The 22016-nt window shown below is 39.9% G+C and carries 17 protein-coding genes; 8 read left to right on the forward strand and 9 right to left on the reverse strand.

Translation table 11 applies throughout. The annotated features are described in order from the left end of the window. Positions 1 to 177 precede the first annotated feature (177 nt). Both H9L23_RS05535 and H9L23_RS05540 read left to right on the forward strand, forming a co-directional pair. Positions 178 to 2577: a TonB-dependent receptor gene (locus tag H9L23_RS05535; protein ID WP_223191040.1), complete on the forward strand. Its 2400-nt coding sequence runs from the start codon at positions 178 to 180 to the stop codon at positions 2575 to 2577. A 281-nt stretch (positions 2578 to 2858) separates the two neighbouring features. After that, positions 2859 to 3440: an outer membrane beta-barrel protein gene (locus H9L23_RS05540; RefSeq protein WP_025144227.1), complete on the forward strand. Its 582-nt coding sequence runs from the start codon at positions 2859 to 2861 to the stop codon at positions 3438 to 3440. Between the two features lie 520 nt (positions 3441 to 3960). On the opposite strand, the gene H9L23_RS05545 is transcribed toward H9L23_RS05540, so the two are convergent. The 5 genes from H9L23_RS05545 to H9L23_RS05565 all read right to left on the reverse strand — a co-directional run bounded on the left by H9L23_RS05545 (position 3961) and on the right by H9L23_RS05565 (position 11958). Beyond that, positions 3961 to 7068 carry an efflux RND transporter permease subunit gene (locus tag H9L23_RS05545; RefSeq protein ID WP_187594032.1) on the reverse strand — a complete coding sequence of 1036 codons (3108 nt, stop codon included), beginning with the start codon at positions 7066 to 7068 and terminating at the stop codon, positions 3961 to 3963. A gap of 27 nt (positions 7069 to 7095) precedes the next feature. Further along, positions 7096 to 8184 carry an efflux RND transporter periplasmic adaptor subunit gene (locus H9L23_RS05550; protein ID WP_187594033.1) on the reverse strand — a complete coding sequence of 363 codons (1089 nt, stop codon included), beginning with the start codon at positions 8182 to 8184 and terminating at the stop codon, positions 7096 to 7098. Between the two features lie 5 nt (positions 8185 to 8189). Further along, the gene (locus H9L23_RS05555) at positions 8190 to 9458 is read right to left on the reverse strand and encodes a TolC family protein (protein ID WP_187594034.1); all 1269 of its coding nucleotides are present in this window, start codon (positions 9456 to 9458) and stop codon (positions 8190 to 8192) included. Positions 9459 to 9928: 470 nt separating this feature from the next. Then, positions 9929 to 11281, reverse strand: a complete 1353-nt coding sequence (locus tag H9L23_RS05560; RefSeq protein WP_187594035.1) for a HAMP domain-containing sensor histidine kinase — start codon at positions 11279 to 11281, stop codon at positions 9929 to 9931. Beyond that, on the reverse strand, positions 11281 to 11958 hold the full coding sequence (locus H9L23_RS05565; protein WP_187594036.1) for a response regulator transcription factor: 678 nt from the start codon (positions 11956 to 11958) through the stop codon (positions 11281 to 11283). The genes H9L23_RS05560 and H9L23_RS05565 overlap by 1 nt, the downstream gene beginning before the upstream one ends. 337 nt (positions 11959 to 12295) lie before the next feature. Between H9L23_RS05565 and H9L23_RS05570 the strand changes: the two genes are divergently transcribed. After that, positions 12296 to 12925: a DNA-3-methyladenine glycosylase family protein gene (locus tag H9L23_RS05570; protein WP_187594037.1), complete on the forward strand. Its 630-nt coding sequence runs from the start codon at positions 12296 to 12298 to the stop codon at positions 12923 to 12925. 256 nt (positions 12926 to 13181) lie between these two features. Here the strand turns inward: H9L23_RS05570 and H9L23_RS05575 are convergent, their stop codons facing one another. The 3 genes from H9L23_RS05575 to fucP form a co-directional block, all read right to left on the reverse strand. After that, a complete protein-coding gene (locus tag H9L23_RS05575) occupies positions 13182 to 13964 on the reverse strand; it encodes an L-fucose dehydrogenase (RefSeq protein ID WP_187594038.1) in 783 nt (260 codons plus the stop codon). 234 nt (positions 13965 to 14198) lie between these two features. After that, positions 14199 to 15836: a UxaA family hydrolase gene (locus H9L23_RS05580; RefSeq protein ID WP_187594039.1), complete on the reverse strand. Its 1638-nt coding sequence runs from the start codon at positions 15834 to 15836 to the stop codon at positions 14199 to 14201. 182 nt (positions 15837 to 16018) lie between these two features. After that, positions 16019 to 17329 (reverse strand): L-fucose:H+ symporter permease, encoded by a 1311-nt coding sequence (gene fucP / locus H9L23_RS05585; RefSeq protein WP_187594040.1) that lies wholly within the window; start codon positions 17327 to 17329, stop codon positions 16019 to 16021. 299 nt (positions 17330 to 17628) lie between these two features. Between fucP and H9L23_RS05590 the strand changes: the two genes are divergently transcribed. Then, entirely contained in the window at positions 17629 to 18498 is an 870-nt protein-coding gene (locus H9L23_RS05590) for an AraC family transcriptional regulator (protein WP_187594041.1), read from the forward strand. A gap of 234 nt (positions 18499 to 18732) precedes the next feature. On the opposite strand, the gene H9L23_RS05595 is transcribed toward H9L23_RS05590, so the two are convergent. Continuing rightward, positions 18733 to 19692, reverse strand: coding sequence for a GlxA family transcriptional regulator (locus H9L23_RS05595; RefSeq protein WP_187594042.1), 960 nt, complete (start codon positions 19690 to 19692; stop codon positions 18733 to 18735). Positions 19693 to 19823: 131 nt separating this feature from the next. Between H9L23_RS05595 and H9L23_RS05600 the strand changes: the two genes are divergently transcribed. The 4 genes from H9L23_RS05600 (at position 19824) to H9L23_RS05615 (ending at position 21809) form a co-directional block, all read left to right on the forward strand. Continuing rightward, a complete protein-coding gene (locus tag H9L23_RS05600; RefSeq protein ID WP_187594043.1) occupies positions 19824 to 20318 on the forward strand; it encodes a DinB family protein in 495 nt (164 codons plus the stop codon). A 3-nt stretch (positions 20319 to 20321) separates the two neighbouring features. Further along, positions 20322 to 20828 (forward strand): DinB family protein, encoded by a 507-nt coding sequence (locus H9L23_RS05605; protein ID WP_187594044.1) that lies wholly within the window; start codon positions 20322 to 20324, stop codon positions 20826 to 20828. Between the two features lie 14 nt (positions 20829 to 20842). Next, entirely contained in the window at positions 20843 to 21250 is a 408-nt protein-coding gene (locus tag H9L23_RS05610) for a hypothetical protein (protein ID WP_187594045.1), read from the forward strand. 142 nt (positions 21251 to 21392) lie between these two features. Further along, positions 21393 to 21809, forward strand: a complete 417-nt coding sequence (locus tag H9L23_RS05615) for a VOC family protein (protein ID WP_187594046.1) — start codon at positions 21393 to 21395, stop codon at positions 21807 to 21809. The last annotated feature ends 207 nt before the right edge of the window (positions 21810 to 22016 follow it).

Consider the following 22016-nt stretch of genomic DNA (forward strand, 5'->3'; position numbering starts at 1 on the left):
TTAATTATGAAAATAACAAAAGCTTGAGCAGTATGTTTTTTGCTGAATTTTTTAAAGAAATGCTTGCCTGAAAATAAGTATCTCTGATAGTAAAAAATCTCTGATTAGCTGTTGTTTTTGAAATGCAAAATACTGTTCTTTGCATCCTAATTTTAAAACAGTCTAAATAAGAATAAAATGATTATAAATTTACTTTCAAGTTATGGCGTTTCCAAGCCGAAACAAGGCGCTATAATTTTGTTTTTCGTATGTCTTTTCACTTTAAGTTCGGCCATGGCTCAGGGTGACAAACCAGAAAAAGGCACAATCACAGGTAGAATTACCATTACAGATGGCAGCAGTGCCCAAGGGGTAACCGTAAAACTTAAAGAGATTAAAAAAGCTACTGTAAGTGATGCAGATGGAAAATTCGAGTTGAAAAATCTTCCATTTGGTAAATACACTGTGCAAATGGTTAGGGTGGGCTTTGATGGTTCTACTCAAACCGTTGAAGTTACTTCTCAAAATCCTGTGGCCAACCTTGAACTCAAATTGGATTACTCTTCTGAAAAACTGGAGGAAGTAATTATCAGTACCGGAGGAAACAGGTTTGCCAAAAAGGAAAGTGAGGATGTTTCGAAGATGCAGTTGAAAAACATGGAAAATCCGCAGGTTTATAGCGTGGTAAGTAAAGAGCTGATGAAAGAACAGGTAATAACTGATTACAACAGCGCTTTTAAAAATGTACCGGGGGCAGGTATTGCCGAGGTACGTAACCAGGGCAGAACAACCAACATTTCGAGGGGTTTTGCCACGCCACAACTGGTAAGGAATGGCGTGGGAAGTTTTACCTATACCACCATCGATCCGGCCAATCTGGAGCGCATTGAGGTGATTAAAGGCCCTGCGGCAACCTTATTTGGCAGTACCATATCATCTTTTGGTGGTTTATTTAACCGCGTAACCAAAAAACCTTTCGATACTTTTAAAGGAGAAATTTCTTATTCAGGTGCAAGTTACGACCTGAATCGTTTAACAGCAGATATGAATACCCCTCTAAATGAGGAGAAAACGGCTCTATTGAGGATTAATACCGCTTTGCACAGTGAAAGAAGTTTCCAGGATGCAGGTTTCTATAAAAACTATCTGATCGCACCAAGTTTTTCTTATGCAGTAAATGACAGGCTTAGCTTATCATTAGATGTGGAGATGAGCGGTTCGAAAGCAACTTCGCCAACACGTTTGGTAATAGCACCAACACTAGTGAACTTAAAAGCCAGAAGCATAACTGATTTGCAGATGCCTTATAAGATATCATTTGCCAACAATACGGTTAGCTACACCAGCCAGCAGTATAATATCTTTGCACAGGCCAAGTACAAAATCTCTGAGCAATGGAAATCGCAGACGATTGTATCACGTACCCGTTCATCGTCTGAAGCTTATACCGTAGCCTTAAACTTATTAACCGATTCTACTTTAAGGCAGGCGGTTACCAATCAGGATTCCCCTTTTTATGGAACTGATATCCAGCAGAATTTTAATGGCGATTTTAAAATTGGCAGTTTACGTAACCGGGTAGTATTAGGGGTAGATTTTTACAGCCTGCGTGCCACACGTAACGATGCTACGGTAAATATGCCTGCTTTAAATTTTAAAAAGCCTGGTGCTGCCTACAACAATTTCAATTTAACTAAAGTAGCGCCTTTATTTACCACAGCAACTTACAGCAATCAGGTTTCGAATGATGAAACCACTTATAGTGCTTATGCATCTGATGTATTGAATATTACCGATAAATTGCTGATTATGGCAGGGGTAAGGGTAGACCGTTATTTTAATGGTGGAACTTATGATGTTGCTACAGATGTAACCAAAGGAAAATATAATCAAACTGCTTTTTCGCCTAGGTTCGGAGCGGTTTATCAGATCGTAAAAGATAAGGTATCGGTATTTGGTAATTACATGAATGGATTTAGCAACAACGGCGGTTCTGATTTTGAAGGAAATACCTTTAAGCCAAGTTATGCCAACCAGTTTGAAGGTGGTGCTAAATTTGATCTCGATAAAATCAGCGCTACTTTTAGCTATTATGATATCAAAGTTACCAATACGCTTTACGATGATGTGGCACATGCCAACTTTTCTTTACAGGATGGAACACAGTTGAGTAAAGGATTTGAGGCCGAAGTTATTGCCAACCCGGTACCAGGTTTAAATATTGTTGCAGGTTATACCTATAATGATAGTAAATATACCAAAGCCAATGCAAGTGTTGAAGGTTTGAGACCAGCTACAGCGGGAGCCCCTAAAATGGCCAACTTATGGATCAGTTACCGTTTGATTAACGGTCCAGCACAAGGTTTGGGATTTGGTTTTGGGGGAATTTATGGTAGCTCATATAACCAGGTAAATACTGTGGCGTTTAAATTCAGTATTCCATCTTACACCGTGCTTGATGCAGCTGTATTTTATGATAAACCAAAATATAGGATCGGTTTAAAGGTGGATAATCTCACTAACGAACAATACTGGTCGTTCAGGTACGCGGCTCAAACCCCGGCAAAAGTTACGGGTAATTTCACTTTCAAATTTTAAGGAATAATTCCAAAAAGTATTTAATAAGGCTGGTATCTAAAAATGGTATCAGCTTTTTTATTTAATCAAATTGATTTGTGAATTAAAAATGGTTGTTATTCCCCCTGATTTACAAACAATCAAAGATCAGATTGTTTGATCATTTGTAGCTTTTATATTGAAAAATAGTTTGTAATATGATTTTATGACGCTCTTTTTCAAAGATTTAATGCTGGTTGTGTATTTTTTTTAAACTATATACTTATGCGTGTGTTAGAAGTAGACAATAAAAAATATCATTCATGAAAAAAAATCTATTAAAACTAGTATTCGCTGCATTATTATTTGCAGGTAGTGCACAGGCACAAATTCAAAAAGGTAATGTAATGGTTGGCGGAAACCTAACCAATATCAATCTTGGTTTAGATGCACCAAACATTTTCAGTATTGACATTACCCCAAAAGCAGCCTGGTTTATTCAGGATAATGTAGCGGTAGGTGGTTACGTAAACTTTGGTTTAGAAACTGCTAAAAACTCTAGCACCACAACAACTTATGGTGTAGGTGCATTGGGTCGTTATTATGCTGGGAAAGATGTTGAAGTATTAAAACACGGACGTTTCTTCGCAGAGGCAACTGTTGGTGTTGGTGGCGTAAACGTTAACAGAGGCGGTGCAAACACTAACGGGTTAGATTTAAGTGTAGGCCCTGGTTTTGCCTATTTTATTACGCCTAACATTGGTTTAGAAACTTTGGTTAAATACAAAGGCCTTGTAGGTTTTGGTAACTCAACCACGCAAAACAATCTAAACCTGTCTTTTGGATTCCAGATTTATCTGCCAGGAAGAGGAACTGCTAAAAAAGTTAAAGGTGATATGAACTAATATTTGTTCATATTAAATTCATCAGATTTTTTTCTGATGATAATAAGGTCTGTTTCTAATTCCAGGAACAGACCTTATTTTATTATAACCATTATAGAATCTATTGAAAAAGTATTTTATAATAATAGCTTGTTGTATAAGAAAGTTCATACTCCCAGCGTATACCTATCGTGTGGACACAAAATACTGAAACTATTTTAGTGCTCTCTGCCGCACGGCATCAAACTTTTGAGGCATCAAAAGTATGCAAAAATGCTTCGTCAATCCAGCTAGGAGCCTTCACACAAGCCCACGCACATCAAAAAAACAGCGGCACTTCGTTTTGTTTGTAAAATGCTTAATGAAAGTTCTTGCAAGCATTGAACACAAAACCACTGCGTTTGAGGTTTGGTAGAGCTAATTGTTCTGTTGTACATCTGTTTTTTTGATTTTCCTGGCTCTTGGGATTGACTGGCGTTCTTCGGTAAAGGCAGATTGTTTTTCAAAGCAAGCTAGCGCGGAGCCTTAAACGATTCTTAAATTAATGAACTTTTCTACGGTACGACCAGTAAAATACGATCGGATAAACAAAAAGGTTAAAAAGTGTATTGGTAATTAATCCGCCAATAACTACAATGGCCAATGGTTTTGAGGCTTCTGAACCGATCCCGGTAGAAAGTGCTGCAGGCATTAAACCGATGGCGGCCATTAAAGCCGTCATTAATACCGGTCTGAACCTGCTGGCAATCCCATCGCGCATGGCATCGGTAAAAGTCCAGCTGGGGTGATGTTTCAGGTCAGCGATGTTGCTTTTAAAACGCGTAATCAAAATTACACCGTTTTGTACACAGATTCCGAATAGTGCAATAAAACCGATTCCTGCAGAAATATTGAAGTTTACACCTGCTGCCAACAGAGCCATTATTCCACCAATCATGGCAAAAGGAACATTGTTGAGTACTAATAAAGCATCCCTAAAATTGCCAAAAAGCACGAACAGGATAAAAAAGATCAGCAATAAACTTACCGGAACGGCTTGCGATAAACGGGCTATGGCCCTTTGCTGGTTTTCGAAATCGCCGGCCCATTCCAATTGATAACCTTGTGGCAGTTTGATTTTTGCATTTACTTTTTGTTGTGCTTCAGCAATCACGCTGCCCATATCTCTGCCGCGGATGGAGAATTTGATAGCCCCATAACGTTTGTGTTTATCGCGGTAAATCATACTCGGGCCTGTAATTTTCCGGATGCTCGAAATTTCGCCCAATTGCACATTAGATCCTGATAAGGTAGGCACCCGTAATTTACTGATCGAACTTTCATCGTTTCTGAAATCTTCAGGGTAACGGATAATCAGGTCGAATTTTCGCTCGCCTTCATAGATTTGAGTGGCGGCTTTCCCTCCGATGGCCATTTCGATCACGGCATTGGCATCAGCTGTACTTACACCATACAAGGCCATTTTCTTCTGGTCGAGGTTGATCTGCAACTCCGGCTGACCAAGATTCCTTAAAATCCCTAAATCTTCAATGCCCTCCACCGTTTTTAAAATACTTTCTATTTTTTCTTCTTCATTTTCGATGTATTCGAAGTTTTCGCCAAATAGTTTTACCACGATCGAGCCTTTTACACCTGAAACAGCTTCTTCCACGTTATCAGAAATGGGCTGTGAGAAATTGAGGCTTATACCTGGAAAACTCTTTAATTTTTCCTGCATGCGCTCAATCAACTGTTCTTTGGTCTGCTTACGTTTCCATTCTTTACGTGGGTAAATGTCCACATGAAATTCCATGTTGTAAAAGCCAGTGGCATCGGTTCCGTCGTTTGGCCGCCCGGTTTGCGACATCACCTGTTTTACTTCATCGAAACTTAAAAAGATCTTTCTCATCTCGTTCGAAAGCTTTTTGGTTTCATCCAACGAAATACTCAATGGCCCGGTGGCACGCACATAAATAGAGCCTTCATCTAAGCTGGGCAGAAACTCTGTGCCCAAAAATTTAAAGCTAAAAGCACCCAATAATAACACAATAATCGAAATACTAAAAACCAGTTTCTTTTTGCTAAAGCAAACATCGTAAAACTTAAGGGTTGCTTTGGTAATCCATTCTAAAAAGATATTATGTTTCTCTTTTACATCTTTTTTTAAGAGTACACTGGCCATGGAGGGCACGAGTGTAAAGGTTAAGATTAAGGCACCCAATAAGGCAAAACTTAAGGTCCAGGCCAATGGGGAGAACATTTTTCCTTCCACTTTTTCAAAAGTGAAAATGGGCAGCAAACCAGTAATGATAATTAGTTTGGCAAATAAAATACCCTTACCATTTTCGAGACAGGCTTTTTTAATAAAACCGAGTTTGCTCATTTTATTAAACTTTTCCATGCCCAGTTTTTTGGCTTTGGTGTCTAATACGACGAAAATCCCTTCAACCATCACTACCGCACCATCGATAATGATCCCAAAGTCGATTGCCCCCATGGATAGTAGATTAGCCGGCATACCTTTTAATTTAAGGCAGATAAATGCAAAAAGTAAGGCCAATGGAATAATAATCGAAACGATTAAAGTGGTACGCCAATCGGCCATAAAAAGGAATACGATCAGGGTTACAAACAAAATCCCTTCGAGCATATTGCCCATTACAGTATGTACGGAGTAATTCACGAGGTCTTCACGATCGTAAAAGGGTTTGATTTTTACATCATCGGGTAGGATGGTGCTGTTTATGGCGTTGATTTTTTCTTTCAACCTCGCAATTACCTCGCTGGGATTACCGCCTTTTCTCATCACGATAATACCTTCAACTACATCAGGATCCCTGTCGCGGCCAACCTGACCAAGCCTTGGTAAGGCCGATTCAGCTACATCAGCGATGGTTTTAACATAAACAGGAGTGCCATTGATGTTATCAACCACCACATTCCTGATTTCGTCGATATTGTTGAGCACGCCGATACCGCGCACCACATAAGCCTGACCGCTCTGTACGATGACATCGCCACCCACATTGATATTGCTTTTAGATACCGCCTCGAAAAGTTCGGTGGCACTTACGCCATATTGAATGGCTTTTTGCGGATCCACCGTGATTTGATAGGTTTTCACCTCCCCACCAAAACTCACCACATCGGCGATGCCCGAAACAGATAATAATTCGCGCTGGATCACCCAATCCTGCAGGGTTTTTAACTCACGGACCGACTTTTTATCACTGGTTAATGTATAACGGAAAATCTCACCGGTTGGCCCATACGGTGGCTGTACCTCAGGCTGGATGCCTTCAGGCAGGTCGGCTTCTTCGAGGTGGTTATTAACCTGTACACGTGCCTCAGCATAATCTACATCATCCTCGAAACTTACTTTTACAATGGATAAGCCAAATAAGGAAGAAGAACGGATGCTAGTCCGTTTTTCGGTGGGGTTCATCGCAATTTCCAAAGGCCTGCTTACAAACTTTTCTACTTCTTCGGCACTGCGCCCCGGCCATTGAGTAATGATGGTGATATTGGTATTGGTTACATCCGGGAAGGCATCGATGGTGGTATGCTTGAAGCTTAAATAACCTGCAAGGATTAAAATAAAAGTGGCAAAAAAGATGAAATATTTATTTTTCAGTGCAAAGCCGATAATACTTTTTATGAATTTATTCATTTTTAAAATCTAGGGAATGAAAAGAAATTATTGTGTTTTTAGGCTTTCAAATAAGAAAACTTGTTTTGAAGCGATAATGCGGTCGCCGGCCTGTACACCTTTGCTGATGTAGGTTTTATCAGCAGTTTTGCGCCCGATTTCGATTTCCTGAATCCTCACTTTATGATCCTGGCCCAAAACGAGTACGTAATTTTTGTTTTCATCGAAAATAACGGCCCTTGAATTTAACACCGGAAGGTCGATAGCCGAATTTGCCGAAACTTTTACGGTTCCGAGCATGCCTGGTTTTAACAGAAATCCAGGATTAGGGATCACTACACGTGCATTCATTACTTTACTATCCTGATCTACCTGATTATATAATTTCTCTATTTTTCCTTTAAAAACTTTATCGGGATAGGAAAGGGTAGATAAACTCACTTCGTCGCCCGCTTTTACCCGCGAAATATCCGATTCGTAAATATTGATCATGGCCCAAACGTTGGAGAGATCGGCAATAGTGAAAAGGCTTTTGTCATTATCGCCGCGCAATTGCATGTTCTGGGTTACGTTTTTTTCGATCACAAAACCATTGATCGGCGATTTTATGGCATATAATCCGGTACTGCTGCCCCCGTTAAGTTTTAATACGGAATTAGCTCTTTTTGCTTCTGCTTTTTTGATCTGATAATCATTTTTGGCTTCTTCGAGTTCCTTTGCCGATGATAAACCACTTTGAAAAAGTTGTTCAGCCTGTTTTACCGATCGCTCTGCATTTTTAAGTTCGGCATTGGCGGCGATCACTTCCTTATCAAAACCGGCCATTTCGGAACTGGTGAGGGTAGCTAAAGTTTGTCCGCCCGAAACCTGATCGCCCAGCCTTACCCCAACATGGTTTACGGTTCCGCTTACCATTGGGAAAAGTTCAGACCGGCGTTCTTCATTTGCGGCAATTTTTGCTGAAAACATCAGTTCTGTTTTGCTGTTGGCCTGCTGTACGGTATCGATCAGTAATCTGTTGATCAAAGAATCGGTGATGGTAAATTTTTCTGCCTGTGCTGCGGTTTTATGTTCACTACAGCTAAAAATTAAACTTGTTGCGGCTATGAGTACCGTATTTTTATAGAGATTTTGCATTGGGATTATTTAAAAATGTTAGAGCCGGTTACATAATTGAGTTCAGCGCGGGTGCTCATCATTTCGAATTGGAGTTTGTTCAATTGAAGCGTATTTTCTTTGTATGCATCGTAGAGGTCTAAAAATTCGATCAGACTGATGTTTCTTGCCTTGAAGTTTTTAATAAGTCTCGAAATGAGTGTATTAAAGTCGGTTGTAAATGCAGGATCGATTTCTGAATACAATTTTTCGTTGCGCAAAGCAGTTTTATAAGTATTAAATACTTCGTTTTCGAGCAGGGCTTCTTGTTTTTTAATATTCATATCGGCTGCAGCTATACCAACTTGTGCCTTTTTAATTTCACCCTGGTTTCTGGAGAAAAGTGGAATAGGAATCTTTAAGCCCAAACCAGTATATTTTTCGGGATAATTGCCCTTCAGGTCGTAGCTCAAACCGATTTCGATATCGGGGATGGCCATTGCTTTTTGCAGTTTTAAATTACCTTCGTTATAAAGCAGATCAGTTTTAGCCAGTTTAAGATCAGCACGGTTAGCTCTGGCCGAATCAAGCAATGCGCTGTAAGGGATTTTATCGGGCGATAGATGATGTTCTGACTGATTTAAAACCAAATCGATCGAAGTAGCTGCGTTAAGTCCGCAGAGCAATTTTAAATCTTTATAATTATCTTCCAGTTCGTTTAATAATCCAGCCTGTTCGGCTTTAAGATTAATCAAAAGTGATTTGATCCTCATCAGATCTTTTGTGGCAACATTACCCATTTTTAACTGGAGATCGTAAGCTTTCAGCAACTGATCGGTAGAACTGATCTGTTCCTGATAAACTTTAACGGATTGTGCTGCGAAGTAAGTTTTGTAAAAGGTATTAACAAGTTCGAATTTAAGTGTTCTTAACAGGTCGAAATATTCATATTCGGCCAGTTTAACCCCTGTTTGGGCGAGTTTGATGTTTTTGTTGCGCTTGCCTGCCAGCTTAAACAATTGCGAAATAGATCCGGCATATTGTCCATAGGCATACGAGGTTTGCAGGAATTTCTTTGTTTCGTGGTTGTAGAAAAGGTTTTCGTATTCAAGAGTAGGATTTTCGAACAGTTTGGCGGTAATGATTTCGGCCTTTGCCTTGTCAATCTCATAATTACTGGCCAGGAGGTCGAAATTGTTTTTTAAAAACAGGCTTTCGGCCTGACTCAGGTTTAAGCTCAGGGTATCGGTTTGTGCTAAAGTTGCTCTGGCTGTTAGGGCCAAAAAGAGAATGAGCAACATACATATTCTTGTCATCCAGCAAAACTATCCTTGCCGGATTAAAGGGGAATTAAATGGAAATTAAAAAGGGATTAAAGTTTGGGGATCGACTTGTCTACATCACTGTTATTTTTTGTTCCATGGCTAATCCTTGCCTCGGCTCGCTGCCGCCGATGGGCTCTTTCTTTTTGGTGTCAAAAAGACCAGCGAAGCTAGCTTGAATGCCATTGAAAATATAAATACAAATGAAAAAACAAAAAAGAACGGCTGAAAATTTTTCTTTCGAAGCTGGTGAGATGGCTTGGTCGGTGCAAGCCGAAAATTTGTTAGGCCGGATTTAAGTGGAACGTTGATACTGTGCTTTGGCCCAGCTGGGAGGAAATGCATATATAAATGAAGCAACCATTAATGATTATGCTTGCGCTCGTTTCCACGTAGCTTTCCGCCGCGCTACAGGTTAGGATGACGATCGTGTTGTAAAGGTAGAACGAAGTAATGAGCAGTAACTAAAGCTTTGCCAACCTCACCGTAAAAGTACAGCCACCATGTTCAAGATTTGTGGCGGTTATTTCGCCTTTTAAAAGATCGACGATTTTTTGGGCCATGTAAAGTCCCATGCCTTCGCCGTTATGCCCATGCGCCTTTGCGCGGGTGTAAAAAGGCTTGAAAATTTCGCCTTGTTCATCGGTCGAAATACCCGATCCACTGTCAGTGATATGGATGAGGAAATCATTTTCAATTGCATCGATAGTAATATTTACTTCCTGATTATCAGAAAATTTAAAGGCATTGGAAATGATATTGTCCAAAGCAATCTGTAATAAAACTGCATTGGCCAATATTTCAGGTTTTGGATTAATAGGATTTTGATAAGTAATTTTAAGATCGAGGTTTTTCTGCGATTTCCATTCGTTTTGGATCTTGTAAAGCAGGTTGTCTAATCTGATTGGAACAAGCTGCGAATTGATCAGCTCGAGATCCATTTTGGCCAGGGCAACTAAACCCGTTATGATGTGCTCCATTTTTTCGGCATCCTCGAGCACTGAACTGATCACTTTTTGATAAGCCGCCTGGTCTCTTTCTTTTGATAAAGCCAGTTCGGCGGTCATCATAATCCGGGTAACGGGTGTTCTTAATTCGTGGGAAGCGTTTGCCACAAAGGTTTTCTGCAAAATAAAAGCCTGTTCCAGTTCTTCCATTAAATGGTTAAAGCTTTGGGCAATGAGGTTGATTTCGTCTCTATTGTGGTTTTCTTCCACCCTGAATTCCATGTTTTGCGAGCCGGCCTGTTTTACTTCGAGCATGAATTTTTGTAGTGGTTTCAGCATTTTTTGTGCAACCCATCGGCTTAACAACAATACGATAAGTGAAATGAGGATGAACACAAAAATCATAATTTTCAATAACTTATCCAGCCTGTTATGTGAGCCCTGGTCATCTGCTGAAGCCAGAATTACAAAATCGCCCTGATTATCTTTATAATAAATGCCAACCACCTGCCGCTGACCATCTGTGTATTTTAAACGGCCTTTCTGGCGGACCTGATCGATGGTAGCAGGTGTCCAGTATTGTGCAGAATCGCCAATAAAGGTTGCCCTGTTTTTATTGTCGTAAATGCGGGTAACTTCACCATTCAACTTTTGGAGGTATTTATGGCGGACGGTATTCAAGGCGTCTCTACTGATTTCGTCGGCTTCGAGGTAAAGTTTTGCCGTAACCATGGTACGGTCGGTGAGGCGCTCAAAGAAATCAGCTTCCAGAAACTTCATAAAAGTAAAATACACGGTACAGAGCACGGCGAACAGCATCGAAGTGCTGATCAATGTAAAATACAATGCTATCCGGTCCTTTATTTTCATTATTTAAGGATATAACCCATGTTGATTTTAGTGTGAATGAGTTTGCGGTCAAAATCTTTTTCGATCTTTTTCCGCAGGAAATTGATATATACATCAATTACATTTGTTCCGGTTTCGAAGCTGATATCCCAGGCTTGTTCGCCTATAAACTGCCGGGAGAGCAAGCGGTTTGGGTTGCGCATAAACAGTTCGAGCAGCACAAATTCCTTGGCACTCAGTTCTATCGGTTTTCCATCGCGACTTACTTCTTTGCTGTACGTATCGAGTGTAAGGTCTTCGAAATATAATTTATACTCTGTTTTATTTTCAAGAGGTGGTTGCCGGCGTAAAAGTGCTGCAACCCTGGCCAGAAGTTCTTTCAGGTGAAAAGGTTTTACCAGATAATCATCAGCCCCGGCCTCTAAACCGGTAACTTTATCATCAATGGTACCCATGGCGGTAAGCATCAGGATTGGTGTGTGCATAGCATTTTCCCTGATGTGTTTACAAAGCTGGATGCCGTTGAGGCCAGGCATCATCACGTCGATAATTAAAAGGTTAAAACTTTCGCCCATGAAAAGCTCTAACGCATCAATCCCATTGGCAACGGTAAGCACCTGATAATTGTTTTCTTCAAGTGCCGATTTTAAAAGTCCGGCAATTTTAGGGTCGTCTTCAGCTATCCCAATCTTTAGCATGTAACAAAAGTAACCATCTCATCTTAAAACGGGATTAAAATGGATGGTCTTTCTCTTATTTAAGAAGATTTTCGGTTTTGGTGAGGAATTTTGAAGTGGCTTCGTTAATATCCAGATCCATACGGTCAGCCAGTACGGTGTTACTGGTTGTTTTATTGTCATTCTGAGCATAGCGAAGAATCTCCACCCGATGAAACACTGAACCCAAGTATGATTAAAGCGCATATTGCATTTCGAAGAATAAAAGATTCTTCACTGCGTTCAGAATGACAGCAAAGAAGTTTTGACAGAGGTTACACTACCTTAATCCTTATTATATTTGAATAAAAAAATCTCCATGTTCGAAACATTTGATCAGACCAATTTTCATCAGCTTTGCGATTTAGCAGGCAGCAGGGATGCAGATTTACAGCTGATTTTAGATCGGTATGATTATCCGCCCTTTTGGTCGAGGCCAAATACCTTCGAATCACTGGTGCACATTATTTTAGAACAACAGGTGTCTTTGGCTTCGGCATTGGCTACGTTGAATAAACTGAAAGAAAAAATAGGAGAGGTTACACCAGCTCGGTTGTTGTTGCTTACTGATCAGGAATTAAGGGATTGTTATTTCAGTCGGCAGAAAACGGTTTATGTTCGGCATCTGGCCGAAAGCCTGATGAGGGGAGCCTTATCTTTAAGTGAAATGGAAAATATGGATGATTTGACCATTAGAAATCAGCTTAAGTGTATTAAAGGTATCGGCGATTGGACGGTAGATATTTACCTGATTTTTATGCTTCATCATACGGATGTTTTTCCAATAGGTGATCTGGCTGCGGTTAACTCCTTAAAGAAAATAAAAGGTTTGGAAACTGGAATAAGTAAGGAGGGATTATTGGAGGTGGCTGATCAGTTTAAACCTTATCGCACCATCGCCACGATGCTGTTATGGCACGCTTATTTAGAGGAAAGGAAGAGGAAGTAATGTTGTCATTCTGAGCGCAGCGAAGAATCTCCACCCTATGAAACACTGAACCCAAATGAGCTTATGATTAATGCGAATATTCCATTTCGAAGAATAAAAGATTCTTCACTGTGATCAGAATGACAGAAATGGCTTAAGAAATCAATTTTAGATTGTTTTTTAGGTTTCGGTCTGTGGAGACACAGACCGAGGAGAAGAGCTTTAAAATTCCCGCCTCCGCGGGAATGACGTGTCTTATTGAATTGAGCGTAGCACTTTACAACAAAGCCCTATCCAAATGCACATAGCCGCCATCCACATGGATCAACTGACCAGTAGTGTGGCTTGATTTATCTGATAATAAAAATACAGCAGTATTGGCGATTTCCTCCACTGTAGTCATCCGGCTTTCGAAAGGGATTTTATCGGTAATGCTTTTCAGTTTTTCATCACGGTATTCAAAAGTGTTGATCCATTTTTCATACAATGGTGTCCAGGCTTCAGCGACGATGATTGCATTTACACGTATGCTAAATGGTAACAATTCTACTGCCCACTCGCGTGTTAAGGCATTTCTGGCGCCGTTTGATGCCGCATAACCAGATGTTCCGCCCTGACCAGTTTCAGCAGTTTTACTGCCAATATTTAAAATAGATCCTCTGCTCTCTTTTAGTGCGGGCAGCGAATATTTTGCCAAAAGATAATAATGCACCACATTTTTATGTAACGATTCCATAAAAGCTTCATAAGTGCCGCTTTCGAGTCCTACGCCATCGTTTACTCCCGCATTGTTCACCAAACCATCTATTCTGTTATATTTTGTAAGAATGGCATCAACAATGGTTTTGCAACTTTCTGGTGCGGTAAGTTCTGCTGTAAAATAGTCGGCTTTTAAACCTAGTTCTTTTACTTCCTGAAGCATTTTCATGTTATCTTCCTCATTTCGGCCGATGATGATCGGAAGCGCATTTTCGATGGCCAAAGCCTTAACAATCGCCGCACCAATGCCTTTTGCACCACCACTAACTAATATTATTTTTCCGTCTAAATTTAAATTCATATTCGGTTATATTTTTATTTTGTTTTTTTACCACAGAGGACGCAGAGTTTTTCACAGAGAATAGGAAGTATAAGTTGGAAGTTGCGTCATTCCCAACCCTATAGCTATCGGGTTGATTAGGGATCTTAATACCAGATACCGGGGCTTTAAGATTCCCGCCTGCGCGGGAATGACGAATTTGTTTTGAGATCTTAGTCTCACATCTTCCATTTTACCTCATCCACCTTCCATTACCTAAAGGCTTACTCCTCTTTTCCAGGGGATAAAATCATCCTGGTTAAGCTGTACGGCTTTTGGAATTTCTTCTCCACTTGCTACTTTAATACAGTATTCGAGGATATCTTCGCCCATTTCATTAATGGTTTTTTCGCCGTTAATCACCGCTCCGGTATCGATATCGATAATGTCGCTCATGCGTTTTGCCAGAACGGAATTGGTAGCTACTTTAATGGTTGGGCATACCGGGTTTCCCGTTGGGGTACCCAAACCTGTGGTGAATAGGATAAGGGTTGCACCAGCAGCAGCTTTACCTGTAGTGGCTTCCACATCGTTTCCTGGTGTACACACTAAACTTAAACCCGGTTTTGTGGCTGGTTCGGTATAATCCAAAACATCAACAACAGGAGAAGAACCTGCTTTACGCGCTGCTCCGGCCGATTTTATCGCGTCGGTTATTAAACCATCTTTAATGTTACCCGGAGAAGGGTTCATGTAGAAACCAGAGCCCACTGCATGTGCCAGGTCATCATATTCTGTCATTAAGCGGATAAATTTTTCGGCGGTGGGTTGATCTACAGATCTGTCGATCATTTCCTGTTCCACGCCACAAAGTTCGGGGAATTCTGCCAGTAACACCTTTGCACCCAATGCCACCAGTAAATCGGCACAGTAACCCACTGCTGGATTGGCAGAAATACCACTAAAACCATCACTGCCGCCACATTTTACGCCTACGCATAATTTGTTTAAAGGGGCTGCTGTGCGTTCCTGTTTATTGATAAACATCAGGCCTTCAAAGGTACTTTTGATTGCATTCTGGATCAATTGCTCTTCACTCTGTGTTTTTTGCTGCTCGAAAATTAAAAGTGGTTTATCAAAATCAGGATCAAGAGCTGTAAGATCGCGTTTAAAATCTTCTACCTGTAAATGCTGACAGCCTAAACTTAAAACGGTAACGCCAGCTACATTGGGGTGATTGGCATAAGCCGCCAATAATTTGCTTAGCGTATCCGAATCCTGACGGGTGCCGCCGCAACCACCATTATGGGTAAGGAATTTAATCCCATCCACATTTTTAAAAGTGCGGTTAGCTTTATCTGCTTTAGGTTCGAAGCTGATGTTATCAATACTTTCCCCGTTTTCGTAAGCCTGAACGAGTTTGTGTGTGTATGATTTATATTGTGCATCAACCGCATAACCCAATTCGCTATAAAGGGATTCTTTAATAATATCGAGGTTTCTGTTCTCGCAGAAAACCGTTGGAATAAATAACCAGTAATTTGCAGTGCCCACTGCGCCATTTTTACGGTGATAACCATAAAATTTACGATCTGCGAACTGGCTTGCATTTGGGGCTTCCCATTTATAATCAACATTACGATAAGCAAAGGGTTCGGCAGCATGTTTGGTATTCTCTACACTCATGCGCATACCAGCTTTTACCTCAAACTGGACTTTCCCAACCAGAACGCCGTACATCATTACTTCATCGCCCGCCTTCATATCCTGCATAAAAAACTTATGCTTGGCCGGAATTTCATCAACAGTATGGTAGGTATTTCCTTCATGCACAATTTCGGTTTCCTTGGGTAAATCCTGTAATGCTACCAAAACATTATCAGCGTTATTAATCCTGATGACTAATTTCTTCATCTATATAATATGTATTTATTGTTAATGAAACCATCACGTGTTAAATCATCTCTTTATCATTAACCACTAATTTTCCCGATTTTCGGGAGATAAAAAGGATGCATGCCGATATAAAGAATCTGTGTTTATCTGTGTGCATCTGTGGTGAAAAAAATATAACTGATGGTTATCCATCTTTCATTTTATGCTTCTAAACTTATTTCTTTTTCAATATGATTGGGTTTCCATCCTTTCCAGCCAAAGTAAAAAACCACTAAAAAGCAAACGAAAGGCACTAAATAACCATATTGTATATTGTGGGTGGCATCTGATATCAGACCCAAAACAGGCGGCAAAAATGCACCACCAACAATCGACATTACAATTAGCGATGAACCCAGCTTGGTATCTTTGCCCAAACCTGCTATTCCCAATGAGAATATGGTTGGGAACATAATCGACATAAAAAATGCCACGCCTATTAAAGCGTAAACAGTAATCATTCCAGTAGCAAAAATGGATACCAATGTAAGTAGGGCGCTGATTAAAGCGTATAACATTAACAATTTATGCGGAGCCACAAACCTCATGAAGAACGTTCCGGCAAACCTACCTAACATAAAAGCCAAACCTGCTGCACCCGCATACCATTTTGCTTGATCCTGTGTAATTCCTGCCGATGTGGTAACGAAACTGATAAATAAACTGAGTACGCAAACCTGAGCACCAACGTAAAAAAACTGTCCGATAATAGCCCAGCGCAAATGACTATGACCCAATACATGGCCAAAACTGCTTTTTTCATTGGCACTTTCTTCTTCTTTGATATCGGGTAGTTTGGTGAAAATAAATAAGATAGCCACTACAATAATTATGAGACCCAAAATTAAATAAGGCGCTTTTACAGTGGATGCCTCTTCGAGCACGTAAGCCTGTTTTTCTAAAGGCAGTAGTTTTGCCAATTGGGCATCGGTATATTTTACTTCGGTGAAAATGAGTTTACCTCCAATAACCGGAGCTAAAAAAGCGGCTAAACCATTAAACGATTGAGAAAAATTTAACCTTTGCGTAGCCGTTTCAGGTGGGCCAAGCACCGTAACATACGGATTTGCTGCCGTTTCTAAAAAAGTTAAACCACAGGCGATGATAAAAAGTGCACCCAGGAAAAAGATGTATTGTGCGGTGTTGGCGGCTGGAATAAATAATAAACAACCCACAGCAAACAAAATTAATCCTAATATGATCCCGCTTTTATAACCATATTTACGCATAATATAACCTGCTGGTAATGCCAATAAAAAATAGGCGATAAAAACCGATGAATCGACCAATGTAGATTCAAAAACATTCAGCTGGAAGGCTTTGCGCAAATGGGGAATCAATACCGGATCGAGGTTATGGACAAAGCCCCAGAAGAAAAAGAGGCTGGTAACCAAAATTAATGGAAACAGGTATCCCTTGCCATTTTTAGGCGTATCGGATGTCTGAAAATTCGTTGTTGTGGTGTGGCTCATATTTGGTTTGGTTATAATTGGTTAAGCTGGTTCTGCTAAAATAAAAATACTTAAACTTTGGGTACCATTAGCACTGTTTACTAAAGATTGTTCAATATCTGCTGTTTTTGAAGGTCTATTGTTAATTTTGCTGTACACATCCCACCTTCATAATATGTTTCTGGTTAGTTGTTGCTTTACAAATTAAGCCCTTAAGTGCTAATAAAAATTTAACTTTATGATCTAATTATTAAATGATATTGGCTCAATTTTATACATTGCGAAATATTACTGCATATTAGATTGATTTTTTAAGAATTATGAAACCGCATTTACTTAATGTATCTACCAATACCGTAGATTCTTTTAGCGCCCGGAGGGATATTATGCCAGATATTAACAACCTGTGGCATTACCATTCTGCTTTAGAGCTGATATACATTAGAAAAGGCAGGGGAACTCAGTTTATTGGCGATAGCATTAAAAATTTTAGTGAGGGAGATGTGGTGTTGCTTGGGAGCAATTTGCCGCATTACTGGCGCTTTGATCCCGAGTTTTTTGAGAAAAAAGAGGAAGAATCGGTTGATGTTTATGCCATTCACTTTAAAGAAGATTTTTTGGGAGCAGCCTTTATTGATCTTCCCGAAAACCAGGAACTTAAAAAAATGTTGGCACAATCTAAACAGGGGATCCAGCTGTTGGGAGCGGCCAAAGAAAGGATTGCGGGTTTAATGCCACTCATTATTGAGGCCACAGGTACCATGCGGATTATCAAGCTATTAGAAGTTTTAACTGAAATAGCCAATTGTGAAGAGAAAAAAACATTGGTTTCATTAGGCTTCAAGCCTAATTTTCTGGAAAACGAGAAAGACAGGATCCAGTCGATTTATAATTATACCATCAGTAATTACAAAAATAAAATAGAACTGAAAGAAATTGCTGCAGTGGCTAAAATCAGTCCGAATTCGTTCTGCAAGTTTTTTAAAACCAAAAGCAGAAAAACCTACACCCAGTTTCTGAACGAAATTAGGGTGGGGCAGGCTTGTAAGTTATTAATAGAGAATGATTTAACAGTGAAAGAAATCTGTTACGATTGCGGTTTTTACAACTTTACCAGTTTTCATAAATATTTTAGAGAGATTACGGGGAAAACACCGCTTAAATACCAGCAGGCTTTTTCGAAGCAGTAATGTTTTTTAGTGGTTGGGGCAGATACCTACCATTTATAGCCCCGATTGCACGGAAAGCCCGGAGCGTAGTGAGGACTTGGAGTAAAAGCGGGACAGTACTTGACTAAGAACCACAGGCTTTGCGCTTCAAAAAATAATAGTTCACGTTGAATTTTTTATAGTCTTTAATTAGCCTGATATCTAATTTAAATAAACGTCCAAATTTCTCTACTGCGGACGAAATGACGGCGTCTCCTACCTCGCCTGAAATTTATCCCGATATTGTGTAGGCGTCATCCCAACCGATTTTCTGAACACTTTCCTGAATGCTTTCGGGTCGTTATAACCGGAATTAAAAATCACCTCCGTCATTTGTTGTGCTGTTTGCTCTAAAAGCTTTTTGGCTGCTTCTATACGGGTTTGCTGCAGGTATTCGATAGGGGTGATACCGATTACCTGTTTAAAGCGGCGCACAATATTTCTCCTGCTCGATGGAATATCTTTGATCATTTCTTCAATCGTAGCCACATCCTGGTAATTGCTTTCTATTTTTTCCTGCGCCGAAGCCACCAGGTCATCATTATGGTGGCGGATGGGCTGAAAAGTGCTAAAGTACAATTGGTTTACCCGATCCATATCTATCGCGAAAATTTTAGCAACTTTAACCGCCATATCTTTCCCGCAGTGGATCTGTAAAAGGTGCAGCAATAAATGAAAGGTTGATGTTGCGCCTCCGCTGGTAAATAGTTTGCCATCCTGCGTTACCGTTTTATCAGCCTTTAAATGCACATTTGGAAAAGCGGTAGAAAATGCTGAACAGGCATCAACATGTGTGGTAGCCGCTTTGCCATCCAACAATCCAGATGCTGCCAGTAAAAATGCACCAGTGCAAAAAGTTGCGATTTCTGCCCCTGCATAATGCTGTTTATTCAACCATGGGATATAACTTTTATTGGCCGAAATGCATTCCTTAATATCATTGGTGGCAAACGATGGGATCAGAATAAGATCAAGATTGGTGGCTTTTTGTAAGGGTATGCAGGGGTGTTCGCTAAAGTTATAATTTTTATCATCCGAGGTAATTAAACTGATATTAAAAGGTGTTTCGAGCTCATCTTTGCGATAAAATCCATTTACGGTATCAAAAACATCTAAAATTGCCGCTACGCTCAATAATCTGAAGTTCTGGGGCATTAAAACACCTATTTGTATCATTTGGTTAAGATTTGGGTGTAGTAAATATATAAAAATTGTCTGAAATGCCCTTAATATTGACTTTTACGGCAAGGGTATGCGTCATTATTAAGCATTAACTTTATTCTTATACTAACCACCTGATAAATAATATGAAAAGCAAACCAACCAGTGGCAGAATGTACGGTATAATTGTATTGTACGAAATGCAGACAGATTTTTTATTGAGGGCTTTAGATGGCATAGATGAAAAGGATGCGCAAAAAAGATTGGATACTAAAGCCAATCACATCGCATGGATTACCGGCAGTGTGGTGCAAGGGCGATATTTTCTGGCTAAATCGTTTGGCATCGATCTTCCATCCATCACCGATGAACTTTTTGCTAATAACAAGGGTATTATCGATGATGCGGTTTATCCGCCGCTTGCTGATTTTATAAAAGACTGGAAAAACATTTCTCCAAAGTTACAGGAAGCCCTAACCCAGGCTACCGATGAAAAACTGGAAGAGAAACTCAACATACCCGGAATGGAAATTACCCTCTTCGAAATGATCAGTTTCAGCACTTATCGGGATGCGAATTGTATCGGACAAATTGCCCTTTGGCGTAGGTTATTGGGCTACCCAGGAATGAATTATATGTAAGCTATGGAAAAAGTAATTAATGAAGCCAATGAAACCTTGTTGGCACTGGAAAACGCGCTCTCAAAATTTGATGCCCCACTAATGAATAAAGTGCCTTTTGAGGGCAGCTGGACCGCAGGGCAACTGGCTGAGCACCTGGTTTTGTCTAATTCGGGCTTTTTGCAGGTTATTAATGGACCTGTTACGGAAACAGATAAACCAGCTGATTTAATGGTTGGGACCATTAAAAAAGATTTTTTGAATTTTGATGTGAAGTATGATTCGCCGAAAGAAATTTACCCTGAAGATAGGATCTACAATCCGTCTGAATTATTGGAAAATTTAAAACAGATTAGGGCGGGGATATCGGAAGCAGCGGGAAACCTGGATTTAACTAAAACCTGTAGTTCTTATGAACTACCCGGTTATGGTTTTCTTACCCGTTTAGAAGCTGTTTATTTTGTGATATATCATACGCAGCGACATATCCACCAATTAAAAAATATTTATAATGGCTTAAATCCCAATTGATTTTAACTAAATTTATGAGAAACAACAGGCTTGATCTACTCAGTCCATACATCGGTAAATGGAAAACGGAAGGTTTAACCAGATCGGGCGGAATAATTACCGGAACCGATACTTACGAATGGATTGAAGGCGGTTTCTTTTTAACGCATAAAGTAGAGGTATCATTCAATAATAAAAAAGTACAATCCTTAGAAATTACCCATTATGATGATATGGAGGATGTTTTCAGGTCACAGTCGTTTGATAACGAAGGAAATATTTCCATTTCTACACTTAAAATTTACGATGATATCATTTTAATATTTGCTGATACTGAAAGATTTAAAGGAAATTTTAAAGCAGATACAATAGAGGGAATGTGGGAGCAGTTTGACGGAAAAAACTGGGTGCCATGGATGGATATAAAACTGACGAGGATATAGATGAAGTCCGAAGTCCGCGGTCCGCAGTTGGAAGCCGACTAATCGCAAGGCTATTAATCATCAAACCATGACCAATAACCAATGAACAATTTTCAATTACCAGTGAACTAATGACGAATTAACTAATAAACTAAATAAAACAATGGCAACACTTAACACTTATTTAAATTTTAACGGGAACACAGAAGAAGCATTCAACTTTTATAAGTCTGTTTTTGGCGGTGAGTTTCTGGTCGTGCAACGTTATAAAGATTCTCCCGGATGCGATGGAATGCCTGTGGACGATCAGGAAAAATTGATGCACATCGCTTTACCCATTGGTGGCAATATTTTAATGGGAACCGATATTACTGCCCCAATGCCGCCGGCAACATTAGGCACGGGTATTTCACTCTCGGTTGACGCGACTAGTGAAGAAGAAGCCAAACGTTTATTTGATACCCTTTCTGCAGGTGGTACCATAACCATGGCTTTAGAAAAAACCTTTTGGAATGCACTTTTCGGGATGGCCACTGATAAATTCGGGATTCAGTGGATGGTGAATTATGATTATAAGTAGGAGGGGAGTCCAAAGTCCGTAGTCGTGAGTCCTAGTCTGAGATCACCAGTAGAATAATGACCAATGACCAATCATCAAAAACCAATGATTGATCTACCAATGAACTATCAAACTATAAATAATTAGACCATTAAGAAGTCAAGGATATAAGGTTTTAGTAATTATTATAAGTTATGTGGCTCTCAACAATGGACTATCAAACTATTA

It is taken from the genome of Pedobacter roseus, from assembly GCF_014395225.1.
Classification (GTDB): Bacteria; Bacteroidota; Bacteroidia; order Sphingobacteriales; family Sphingobacteriaceae; genus Pedobacter; species Pedobacter roseus.